12 protein-coding genes and 1 pseudogene are annotated in these 11,277 nt (G+C 66.3%); 11 read left to right on the top strand and 2 right to left on the bottom strand.

Annotation, left to right across the window (positions count from 1 at the left end; translation table 11 throughout):
* The 8 genes from ACE3TU_RS13490 to ccoS all read left to right on the top strand — a co-directional run.
* On the top strand, positions 1-356 hold a 356-nt coding region (locus ACE3TU_RS13490; RefSeq protein ID WP_374624998.1), incomplete at its 5' end, for a cbb3-type cytochrome c oxidase subunit I.
* Positions 357-368: 12 nt separating this feature from the next.
* The gene (ccoO, locus tag ACE3TU_RS13495) at positions 369-1,100 is read left to right on the top strand and encodes a cytochrome-c oxidase, cbb3-type subunit II (protein WP_374625000.1); all 732 of its coding nucleotides are present in this window, start codon (positions 369-371) and stop codon (positions 1,098-1,100) included.
* An 11-nt stretch (positions 1,101-1,111) separates the two neighbouring features.
* Positions 1,112-1,297, top strand: a complete 186-nt coding sequence (locus tag ACE3TU_RS13500; protein ID WP_374625002.1) for a cbb3-type cytochrome c oxidase subunit 3 — start codon at positions 1,112-1,114, stop codon at positions 1,295-1,297.
* Entirely contained in the window at positions 1,294-2,160 is an 867-nt protein-coding gene (gene ccoP / locus ACE3TU_RS13505) for a cytochrome-c oxidase, cbb3-type subunit III (RefSeq protein WP_374625004.1), read from the top strand. Before ACE3TU_RS13500 ends, ccoP begins: the two co-directional genes overlap by 4 nt.
* 140 nt (positions 2,161-2,300) lie before the next feature.
* On the top strand, positions 2,301-3,860 hold the full coding sequence (ccoG, locus tag ACE3TU_RS13510) for a cytochrome c oxidase accessory protein CcoG (RefSeq protein ID WP_374625006.1): 1,560 nt from the start codon (positions 2,301-2,303) through the stop codon (positions 3,858-3,860).
* On the top strand, positions 3,860-4,357 hold the full coding sequence (locus tag ACE3TU_RS13515) for a FixH family protein (protein ID WP_374625008.1): 498 nt from the start codon (positions 3,860-3,862) through the stop codon (positions 4,355-4,357). The genes ccoG and ACE3TU_RS13515 overlap by 1 nt, the downstream gene beginning before the upstream one ends.
* Entirely contained in the window at positions 4,354-6,612 is a 2,259-nt protein-coding gene (locus ACE3TU_RS13520) for a heavy metal translocating P-type ATPase (protein ID WP_374625010.1), read from the top strand. Before ACE3TU_RS13515 ends, ACE3TU_RS13520 begins: the two co-directional genes overlap by 4 nt.
* Positions 6,609-6,755, top strand: coding sequence for a cbb3-type cytochrome oxidase assembly protein CcoS (ccoS, locus tag ACE3TU_RS13525; RefSeq protein WP_374625012.1), 147 nt, complete (start codon positions 6,609-6,611; stop codon positions 6,753-6,755). The genes ACE3TU_RS13520 and ccoS overlap by 4 nt, the downstream gene beginning before the upstream one ends.
* Before the next feature lie 4 nt (positions 6,756-6,759).
* Here ccoS and ACE3TU_RS13530 read toward each other — a convergent pair whose 3' ends face one another.
* On the bottom strand, positions 6,760-7,482 hold the full coding sequence (locus tag ACE3TU_RS13530; RefSeq protein WP_374625014.1) for a Crp/Fnr family transcriptional regulator: 723 nt from the start codon (positions 7,480-7,482) through the stop codon (positions 6,760-6,762).
* A gap of 116 nt (positions 7,483-7,598) precedes the next feature.
* On the opposite strand from ACE3TU_RS13530, the gene hemN reads away from it, so the two are divergent.
* Both hemN and ACE3TU_RS13540 read left to right on the top strand, forming a co-directional pair.
* Positions 7,599-8,951: an oxygen-independent coproporphyrinogen III oxidase gene (gene hemN, locus ACE3TU_RS13535; protein WP_374625016.1), complete on the top strand. Its 1,353-nt coding sequence runs from the start codon at positions 7,599-7,601 to the stop codon at positions 8,949-8,951.
* A 185-nt stretch (positions 8,952-9,136) separates the two neighbouring features.
* Positions 9,137-9,706, top strand: coding sequence for a helix-turn-helix domain-containing protein (locus tag ACE3TU_RS13540; RefSeq protein ID WP_374625018.1), 570 nt, complete (start codon positions 9,137-9,139; stop codon positions 9,704-9,706).
* A 13-nt stretch (positions 9,707-9,719) separates the two neighbouring features.
* Here ACE3TU_RS13540 and ACE3TU_RS13545 read toward each other — a convergent pair whose 3' ends face one another.
* Complete coding sequence (locus ACE3TU_RS13545) at positions 9,720-10,871, bottom strand: ROK family transcriptional regulator (protein ID WP_374625020.1); 1,152 nt, start codon at positions 10,869-10,871, stop codon at positions 9,720-9,722.
* A 198-nt stretch (positions 10,872-11,069) separates the two neighbouring features.
* On the opposite strand from ACE3TU_RS13545, the pseudogene ACE3TU_RS13550 reads away from it, so the two are divergent.
* A pseudogene (locus ACE3TU_RS13550) lies at positions 11,070-11,277 on the top strand (carbohydrate ABC transporter substrate-binding protein); the annotation flags it as partial.

The following is an 11,277-nucleotide window of genomic DNA, read 5'->3' on the forward strand; positions in this document are numbered from 1 at the left end:
TCTACTTCATGGTGCCGCGCCTGTGGGGTCGCAAGCAGCTCTACTCGCTGCGCATGATCAACTGGCACTTCTGGCTCGCCACCGTCGGCATCGTCATCTACGCCTCGGTCATGTGGGTCAGCGGCATCACTCAGGGCCTGATGTGGCGCGAGTACGATGACCAGGGCTTCCTCGTCTACTCCTTCGCGGAGACCGTGGCGGCGCTGCATCCCTACTACATCGCCCGGGCTGTCGGCGGCGCCCTCTACCTCGCTGGTACCATCGTCATGGCGGTCAACATCTGGATGACCATCAAGGGCAAGGTCCGCAACGAGCGTCCGATGGCCGCTCCTGCCAGCCTTCAGCCTGCCGAGTAAGGAGCAAGGATAATGTCTCTTCTAGAAAAGCATGGCGTCATCGAACGCAACGCCTCACTGCTCCTCGTCCTCTCCCTGCTCGTCGTGGTGATCGGAGGTATCGTCGAACTCGTTCCGCTGTTCTTCTTCCAGAACACGATCGAGAAGGTGGACGGGATGCGCCCGTACACTCCCCTCGAACTGGCCGGCCGCAACATCTACGTTCGCGAGGGCTGCTACGTGTGCCACAGCCAGATGATCCGTCCGTTCCGTGACGAGGTCGAGCGCTACGGCCACTACTCGCTGGCGGCGGAGTCGATGTACGACCATCCGTTCCAGTGGGGCTCGAAGCGGACCGGGCCTGACCTGGCTCGCGTCGGCGGCCGCTACTCCGACGTCTGGCACGTCGAGCACCTGACCAATCCGCAGGCGCTGGTGCCCGAGTCGATCATGCCCAAGTACGGGTTCCTCGCGCAGACCGAACTCGACTACCGCAACATCGCGGCGGACCTGAAGGCCAACGCCCTGATCGGCGTGCCCTACAGCGAGGAGGCGGTCGCCAATGCCTCCGCCGACCTCGTGGCCCAGGCCACGGTGGATGGCGACGCTTCCGGGCTCGCGGCACGCTACGCCAATGCCCGTGCCGCCGATTTCGACGGCAATCCCGCCAAGGTGACCGAGATGGATGCGCTCGTCGCCTACCTGCAGATGCTTGGCACGCTGGTCGACTTCACGACCTACGACGCCAAGGCGAACTACCGCTGAGCGAGGAGCAAATGGACATATCTCACTACGATACGCTCCGGCACTTCGCCGACAGTTGGGGCCTTGTCTACATGATGGCGATCTTCGTGGCGGTGGCGGTCTTCCTGCTCCGCCCCGGCGCCAAGGCCCATGCAGATGCGGCAGCCCGCATTCCCCTTGATGATGCCCACCCCTTGCAGCGGGGCAATGACAGATGAGCACGCACGAAGTCGACGACCTCACAGGCACCCAGACGACCGGCCACGAGTGGGACGGCATCAAGGAGCTGAACACCCCCCTGCCGCGCTGGTGGCTGTGGACCTTCTACGGCACGATCCTGTTCTCGATCGGCTACACCATCGCCTACCCGGCCTGGCCGATGATCTCTTCGGCCACCACCGGTGTGCTCGGGTTCTCCACCCGCGCCAACCTGGATGCCGATCTCGCGGCGGCCAAGGCGGCGCAGGGCGGTCTGCTCGAGCAGGTTTCGGCAACTCCGGTCGCCGAGATTCCGGCGAATGCCGACCTCGCGCGCTTCGCCACCGCCGGCGGCAAGTCGCTGTTCAAGGTCTACTGCTCGCAGTGCCATGGGACCGGCGCCGCGGGATCGGTGGGGTACCCCAACCTCAACGACGATGAGTGGATCTGGGGTGGCTCGATCGATCAGATCTACACCACCATAACCCACGGAGCCCGCTCCGCCGCCGATGCCGACACGCGCTTCAACATCATGCCGAACTTCGGCGCCGATCAGGTCCTGGATGCGGCACAGATCGACACCGTGGCCAAGCAGGTGGCGTCGCTCTCGGGCCTCGAGGGCGGTGCGGCAAGCGACGAAGGGGCGACCATCTTCGCCGAGAACTGCGCCGCCTGTCATGGCGAGGCCGGCGAGGGCATGGCCGATCTGGGCGGGCCGTCGCTGACCGATCAGGTCTGGCTCTACGAGGGCAGCCTCGAGGCGATCAAGGCGCAGGTCAACCAGGCCAAGCACGGCGTCATGCCGGCCTGGGGCGCCCGTCTGGGCGACACCGCGGTCAAGCAGCTGGCGGTCTACGTTCACAGTCTCGGCGGCGGACAATAGGCAGCACCGCAGCCGTAGAAGGAGGGGGGCGACCGCAAGCGCCCCCCTCGCTTTTTGGACCGGGGGATTGACCCAGATCAATCGTCGTTCGCCCCCGGCATGGGACAAGCGCTGACCACCTATCAGCGAATGCGACCAACATGCTTGCGGACCAGCAGCCGGACACCCACCAGAACTACGACGTCGAGGCGGTCAATTCGCCCAAGCGACGCCAGCCGCTCTACACCGCCCGCAAGAAGATCTTCCCCAAGCGGGCCAGCGGCACCTTCCGCAAGTTCAAGTGGCTGGTGATGCTGATCACCCTCGGCATCTACTACATCACCCCATGGCTGCGCTGGGATCGCGGGCCCTATGCGTCCGACCAGGCGGTGCTGATCGACCTCGAGCATCGGCGCTTCTTCTTCTTCTTCATCGAGATTTGGCCGCAGGAATTCTACTACGTTGCCGGCATGCTGGTGATGGCGGGCATTGGGCTGTTTCTCGTCACCTCGACCGTCGGGCGCGCCTGGTGCGGCTACACCTGCCCGCAGACGGTATGGGTCGATCTCTTCCTCGTCGTCGAGCGCGCCATCGAGGGGGATCGCAACGCCCGCATCAAGCTGGAGGCAGCTCCCTGGAGCTTCGACAAGCTGTGGAAGCGCGTCAGCAAGCACGCCATCTGGATCGTTATCGGCGTTGCCACGGGCGGCGCATGGATCTTTTATTTCGCCGACGCGCCGACCCTGCTGCACGATGTGGTCACCCTGCAGGCCCCGGTGGTCGCCTATGCCACCATCGCGCTGCTCACCGCCACCACCTATGTGTTCGGCGGCCTGATGCGCGAGCAGGTGTGCATCTACATGTGCCCCTGGCCGCGCATTCAGGGGGCGATGCTCGACGAGAACTCGCTGACCGTCACCTATAACGACTGGCGCGGCGAGCCGCGGACCAAGCATGCCAAGAAGGCGCTCGCCGAAGGCAAGCCGGTCGGCGACTGCGTCGACTGCAACGCCTGCGTCGTCGTCTGCCCGATGGGCATCGACATTCGTGACGGGCAGCAGCTCGAGTGCATCACCTGCGCCTTGTGCATCGATGCGTGCGACGACGTGATGACCCGCCTGGGCAAGGAAAAGGGGTTGATCTCCTACACCACGCTCAACAACTACAACCGGAACATGGCCCTCGCCACCTCTGCCGAGGGCACCATCGAGCCGTCCCGCGTGCGCGACGCGGCCGGCAAGTTCATCGACAAGATCCGCCATACCACCTGGCGTTCGATCGTCAGGCCGCGCACCGTGCTCTACTTCATCGGCTGGGCGGCGATCGGGCTCGCCATGCTGACCGTGCTGTCGCTGCGCTCGCCGCTCGACATCAACGTGCTGCACGACCGCAATCCGCTCTTCGTGATGCTCAAGGACGGCACCGTGCGCAACGGCTACGACGTCAAGATCCTCAACATGACGCCCGAGCCGCGCACCGTCACGTTGCGCCTCGATGGCCTGCCGGGCGGCACGCTGTCGCTGGCCGACAGCAAGGGCGCCAGCGAAACGGACCTGCTCCTGGAACTGGAGCCGGACAAGGTGTTGCCGCTGCGGCTCTACGTGCACGCCGATCCCAAGGCGCTGACGGCGCGGCAGACCGGCTTCACCATGGTCATCGACAGTACCGACGGCATCCGTGCCTCCACCCGTGCCAACTTCGAAGCCCCGGAGAAGAAGTGATGAAGACCAGCAACACCGCCGAGCCGGGCACCTTCACCGGGCGACACATGCTGTTCGTCATGTTCGCCTTCTTCGGCACGATCATTGCCGTGAACATCACCATGGCGGTGTTCTCCGCCACCAGCTGGACCGGGCTGGTCGTCACCAACTCCTATGTCGCTAGCCAGGAGTTCGAGACCAAGCGCCTCGCACATCTGCAGCAGCAGGCGGCGGGCTGGGAGCCGTCCTTCGTCTTCGCCGACGGGGCGGCGACCCTGACCATCCGTGACGGGGCCGGCACGCCTGTCGATCTGGGCAAGGTGACCGTCAAGCTCAACCGCCCGGTCGGCGGTCACGACGACCAGCAGCTGGAGCTGACTCGCGGGCCGGACGGCAGCTATGCGGTCGCGACCACTCTTGGCACCGGCGTCTGGGACGCCTGGGTCGAGGCGCCCGAGACCGCGCTCGGACCGTTCGAGCTGCATGAGCGCTTCAAGCTCGAAGAGACCGGCAAATGACCTGTTGCACGCCGGATGGCGAAGTCCGGATCACCGCACCCACCGGCATCGAGACCGACGACGAGGCGCTGCTCACCCTCAGCCGCAAGCTCGGGGACGGAACCTGCCAGCTCGAGTTCGCGGTGCCGGATGCCCATTGTGCCGCCTGTATCCGCTCGATCGAGACAGGCCTGTCGCAGCTGCCCTCGGTCAGGGCGGCCCGCGTCAATCTCACGCGACGGCGGGTCCGGGTGACCTTCGATCCGGCGACCGGGCGGCCATCCGACCTGGCTCCGGCCATCGTCGGCGCCGGCTACCACACCTACGCGCTGGATCCCAGTCAGGACGAGGATGGCGATCCGGTACTGCGCGAACTCGTGCGCGCGCTGGCCGTGGCCGGCTTTGCGGCCGGCAACATCATGCTGTTCTCCGTCTCGGTCTGGGCCGGAGCCAACGAGGCCACCCGCGACCTCTTCCACTGGCTGTCGGCTCTCATCGCCCTGCCGGCCGTCGCCTATTCGGGACGCATCTTCTTCCGCTCGGCCTGGCGCGCCGTCCGCGTCGGGCGCACCAATATGGATGTGCCGATCTCCATCGGCGTCCTGCTGGCGACCGGCCTGAGCCTGTTCGAGACCATCCAGTCCGGCGAGCATGCCTATTTCGATGCCTCGACGACCCTGCTCTTCTTTCTGCTGGCGGGGCGTACCCTCGATCACCTGATGCGCGAAAAGGCCCGCAGCGCCATCACCAACCTCGCGCGCATGGCGCCGCGGGGGGCGACCCGGATCACGGCCGATGGCCGGCGCGACTACCTGTCGCTCGACGAGATCGAGCCGGGCATGGTCCTCGAGCTGAGGGCCGGGGAGCGCGTGCCGGTCGACAGCATCGTGCTCTCCCGGCGCGCGACCTTCGACTACTCGATTGTCACCGGGGAATCGGCGCCGCTCGAACTGGCCGCTGGCGCGAGCGTCGCCGCCGGTGCCAATAATCTGGGTGGGCTGATCGAACTGCGGGCCGAGAAGCGCTCCGTCGATTCGCTGCTCGCCCGCATGGTGGGGCTGATGGAGGCTGCGGAGGGCGCCAAGACCAGGCGTCGGCGCATTGCGGACCGTGCGGCGGCCGTCTATGCGCCCGTGGTCCATACGATCGCCATCGCGACCTTTCTCGCCTGGGGGGTGCTCACGGCCGACTGGCACGCTGCCCTGCTCAACGCCGTGGCCGTGCTGATCATCACCTGTCCCTGCGCCCTGGCGCTGGCCGTGCCGATCGTCCACGTCGTGGCCGCCGGCAGGCTGTTCGAACGCGGCGTGCTGATGAAGGACGGCGCCGCTCTGGAGCGCGCCGCCGAGGCCGACTCCGTCGCCTTCGACAAGACCGGCACCCTCACAATCGGCCAGCCCAGGCTGGTCGAGCACCAGGACGGGGGCGAGCAGGCACGACGCATCGCCGCCGCTCTGGCGCGCAGTTCCACCCACCCCCTGTCGCGCACCATCGCCGCGGCGCTTCCGGATCCGGGCGGGATGGACATCGAGGTGACCGAAGTCGCCGGGCGCGGCATCGAAGGACGTGTCGGAAACGAGGTCTGGCGCTTCGGCAGCCCCGAGTGGTGCGGCCTCGGCGGAGCACCGCAGCCCGATGCCACGGAAGTCTGGCTGTCGCGCAACGGTCACGTCGTCGGGTTCTTTCGCTTCGAGGACGAAGTGCGGGCCGACGCTGCCGCCGCGGTCGACCAGCTCGATGACCTGCGACTGCCGGTCCGCCTGCTGTCGGGCGATGCGCAGCGCCCGGTCGCCGCCGTCGCGGCCCAGGTGGGCATCTGGGACGCCAAGGCGCACCTGTTGCCCGAGGACAAGATGGCCGACGTCGCCATCGGCCGGACCATGATGGTCGGCGACGGCCTCAACGACGCGCCGGCCATGCGCGCGGCCTACGTGTCCATGGCCCCGTCGACGGCGACCGATATCGGGCGCAGCGCTGCCGATTTCGTGTTCACCGGCGGCACCTTGGCCACCGTGCCCTTCGTCATCCAGACGGCGCGACGCGCCGCCGCCATCGTCAACCAGAACCTCGTCATCGCCATCGGCTACAATGCCATCGCGGTGCCGCTCGCGGTTTTCGGGCACGTCACGCCGCTGATCGCCGCCATTGCGATGTCGTCGTCGTCGATCATCGTGGTCGCCAACGCCTTCCGGCTCCGCTTTGGTGGGTTTGGCGCGCGCGGTCGCGCCGCCCGGGCGGCCGACGGCAATGGTCAACTGACGGAGGCGACGGCGTGACCGGTCTCACCTTCCTGATTCCGATTGCCATCGGCCTCGGCCTGTTGGCCCTCGTCACCTTCCTCTGGACATTGAAGTCCGGGCAGTACGACGATCTCGAGGGCGCCAGTCAGCGCATCCTCGATGACGACGAGCCGCGCTGAAGGGTCAGCCGGCGCGCCGCCTGAGGGCAGCGAGGTCGGGTACGGTCACGTGGCGATGGTTCTCGATCGAGACCAGCCCTTCATTGCGCAGCTTGCTGATCTGTCGCGACACGGTCTCGATGGTGAGGCCGAGGAAGTCCGCCATGTCGCCTCGTCCCAATGGCAGCTCGAAGCTCACCGGCCCGGCCACCTTGCCGCCTCCGTCACCTGTTCGGCTGGCAACCAGCAGGAACAGGCTCGCAACGCGCTCGGCGGCCGTCTTGCGACCGAGCGTGACCATCCATTCGCGGGCGTCGTCCAGGTCCTGCAGCGATTGATCGAGCAAACGCCGCTTCAGCTCGTCGCTGCCCTCGACCAGCATCTCGAGCACGAGCTTGGGCACGCGACACAGGGCCACCTCCGAAGCGGCCTCGGCCGTGATCGGGCTCTCGGTGCCGAACAGGCGCCCCATCAGGTCGGGGGCAAACTGCAGGCCGACCAGTTGCTGCCGGCCATCGCGCAGCACCCGCGACAGCTTCACCACGCCATCCGTCACATTCGCATAGCTGGTGATCTCGTCGCTCTCGATCGTGAGGGCTTCGCCCGGCCGGTGGTGCGTGTGGCGCGTGTGCGTGGCCAGCAGGCCCAGTTCGGCGGTCGTCAGCGCGGCGCACATGCCGTCATGGCGTGCGCTGCAGCTTCGGCAGACTTGTGGAATTTCCACCTCGTTCAATGCCTTGACCGTCACTCTCGGGCTCCTCGCTGCGTCGTTCGGAGTGGTGCCACACAGACGGCTCCGGGATTTGATCCGGATCAAGGAGTTAATCGGTGGCAGGGGGCATCTAGGTCCGAGGAGACGATTCAATGCTGGACGACCTGATCAAGCGCTACGCCAAGCCCGTGCCGCGCTACACGAGTTACCCGACGGCGCCGCACTTTCATGCCGACATCGATACTGCCACCTATGCGGCCTGGCTCGGCGAACTGCCCCCGCAGACGCCGATTTCGCTCTACGTGCACGTCCCGTTCTGCGATCGGCTATGCTGGTTCTGTGGTTGCCACACCAAGCAGGTGCTGCGCTACGACCCGATCGCCGCCTACCTGCCTTCGGTATATCGCGAGATCGCGATGGTCTCCGAAAAGCTCGGCGGCCGTGGGCATGTGGTGGCCCTCCACCTCGGCGGCGGCTCGCCCTCCATGCTGCAACCCGCTGATATCGAGGCCCTCGTCGCCCACATCCGCGAGAACTTCGTCGTCTCCGATGCGCTGGAGTTCAGCATCGAGATGGATCCCAACGACTTGACCGAGGATCGCTATGACGCCCTGGCTGCCGCCGGCGTCACCCGGGTCAGCGTCGGCGTGCAGGATTTCAATCCAAAGGTGCAGGCCGCCATCAACCGCGTCCAGACCTTCGAGCAGACCCGCGAGGTCATCGAAGCCATGCGGCGGCGGGGGGTCACCTCATCGAACATCGACATGCTCTACGGCCTGCCGCACCAGACGATCGAGTCGGTCGAGGCGACCGCCGACCAGGTCCTCTCGCTCCGGCCCGAGCGCATCGCCCTGTTCGGCTACGCGCACGTCCCCTGGATGAAGACCCACCAGAAGATGATCGACGAGGCAGCTCTGCCGGGCGTCGCCGAGCGGCTGAAGCAATCCCTGGCCGCAGCCGAGCGCATTCTCTCCGCCGGCTACCAGCAGATCGGTATCGATCACTTCGCTCTCCCCACCGACAGCCTGGCCGTGGCAGCGGCCGGCGGTCACCTGCATCGCAACTTCCAAGGCTACACCACCGACGCCGCGCCGGCATTGATCGGCCTGGGCGCTTCCTCGATCGGCAGTCTGCCGCAGGGCTATGTCCAGAACACCGTCGCGACGGGAGAGTACATCCGGCAGGTCCGCGAGGGCGGTCTGGCCACCGCTCGCGGCGTCGCCCTCAGCGAGGAGGACCGGCTTCGCGGCTGGGTGATCGAGCGGCTGATGTGCGACTTCGCCGTCTCGGTCGGCGAACTGAGAGAGCGCTTCGGCGAGGCGGCCGCCGCCCCGGTCGTTCAGGAGATGCGCTATGCGGCGCTCTACGACGGCGACGGGCTCGTCAACTTTGACGGAAAGGTGTTTCGAATCAACGACATCGGCAGGCCGTTCGCGCGCTCGGTGGCGGCGACCTTCGATGCCTATCTGGCCAACGGCGCCGGACGTCACTCGGTAGCGGTCTAGCCGGCACAGGGGAACACTAAGTAAACCCCCTAAGATTCCGACCGGAATTTCGGGAATCCGGCCGCTGGTCCACCTTGCTGTCATTGAACAGCGAGGGATTTGAGATGCATATTCACCCGGCCTTTCGTGCAACTGTCGCGACCGCTTCCCATCGGGTGGGAGGCGTCTCGGAACTGCTCTCCGCAATGCAGCCCGCCGCCGTGACCCTCTATCCCGAGGATGCCGTCATCTACGCCCAGGGCGAGAAGGCCGGGCCGCTCTACTACGTCGAGTTCGGCACCGTGCGGATCTGCCGGTTGACGGCGGACGGCCGTCGCCAGATCACCGCATTTCATTGTGCGGGTGAGGTCTTCGGTTTCGAGGCCGGGGACGAACACGAGTCCTATGCCGAGAGCGTCGACGGCGCCGGCGTCCGGGTCCTGCGCACCAATTGCGGGCAGCAGCCGACGGGCTCGATGCTGATGCTGGCGCTCAAGAGCCTCGCCCGCGTCCAGAACCACCTGATGGTGCTCGGCCGGCGCAATGCCAACGAGCGCATGGCCTCGCTGCTGGTCGACCTTGCTGAACGTCAGGGCAACGACACGCTCGTGGTTCTCCCCATGCAGCGCAACGACATTGCCGACTACCTCGGCGTGACGTTCGAGACCGTGTCGCGCATCCTGCGCGCCCTCAAGGACATGGGCGTCATCCGCATGCGCTCGGTCAGCGAAGTCGAAATCCTCGATCACGACGCCCTGGTGGAGATGTGCGAATAGCCGCCTTGCCTGGCTAGTTCAGCGGCCGTCCATGGTGCCTCAGCACCAGCCCGACGGCACCCATGCAGGCCCCGTTGTCGATGAACGTGCTGCGCCTGAGGATCGTCCGGGCATTTTCCGGCACGTCCTCGCGCTTGACCAGTGAATACCGCTCGAAGCTCTCGGCCAGAGGCGTCATGAGCAGTTCGCCGGCTGTCGCCAGCCGGCCGCTGACCACGACCAGCGGCGGGTTGAATACCGAACCGATCAGGCCGAGCCCGCGCCCTCCGGCCTCACCCGCCTGTGCGATCAGCCGCCGGCAGGTTTCGTCGCCGGCAAGGGCCATGCGAACGACGTCGGTGATCCTGAGCTTCCGGCCGAAATGCCGCTGGGCTTCGGCGAGCGGACCGCTAAAGCTGGCATAGACCTCGAGACAGCCCCGGTTGCCGCAGCGACAGACTGGTCCGGCCGGGTCGATCACCACGTGGCCGAACTCGCCCGCGCCGCCGGCAATGCCGCGCAGCACCTTGCCGCCCGACACGATGGCGCCGCCGACTCCCAGGTCGAGCGTATAGACGATGAAGTCCTCGAAGCCCTGCGCTGCGCCCCATGTCATCTCGGCGATGGCCGAGCAGTTGCTCTCGTTGTCGGCGAAGATCGGCACGTCGAACAGTTGTCCCAGCAGGGCGCGGATGTCGGTTCCGGTGAGATTGGGGAGCCCGCCGCGCAGGATTTGCCCGTTGACCGGATTGACCGGGGCGCCGACGGCGATGCCGACGCCCAGCAGTCCGGCCGGCGTCTGCCACTGGTCGGCATAGGCCTCGGTGATCAGTTCCCGAACCAGTTCGGCTGCCGTCTGTTCGGAATAGCCGGGCTCGAGATAGACCGACTTGTCCCAGAGCACGGAGTGCGAGACGTCGGCGACGATCACCTGCAATTCCGACTGCCCGATCAGTACGCCGATGCAGGTTCCGGCCTTGGGATTGAGCGTCAGCGTCGTGGCGGGACGTCCGGCGCCGCTGGTCTGCTCGGTTCCGGTCTCGACGACCATTTCGGTGCGTTTCAGTTCCGCAAGGGCCGTGGACACGGTCGACTTGGCCAGTCCGGTCAGGCGCGCCAGCTGCACCGCGCTGAGGCTGCCGCGCTCGCTCAGCGTGCGCACGATGCGGCCCGTCGGCGTTGCCAAGGCCCTGGTGCTAAGGAGCGATTTCAGTTCCACCTTGTTCACATGGGCGCTCCCCAGGCGCGTTGACAAGCCGAATATGTTCACCATAGAACTAATACGTCGGTCGCAGAAGGATGTGCACCGACAGGGAAAAAGCGCAAGTGGCCGCCCACGACCGTCAAGAGTCGGGTCGATCGCAGGACGCATGGGAGATGAAATATGACCATCACGACTAGGGCCGCGGCTGCCGCGGCCACGATGCTGACTGCTGCGCTGCTTTCGGGCACCGCGCTTGCTGCACCCAAGGTGCTGATGCTGCACCAGTGGGCATCCGGCTCGGATGCCGCCTCGATTGCCAAGCTCGGCGAGATGTTCACCGCCAAGGGCGGTGTGTGGGAACAGACCGCGATCGCCGGCCACACGGCCA

Origin of the sequence: Devosia sp. (genome assembly GCF_041917035.1) — a bacterium.
In the GTDB taxonomy this organism is placed as follows: domain Bacteria; phylum Pseudomonadota; class Alphaproteobacteria; order Rhizobiales; family Devosiaceae; genus Devosia_A.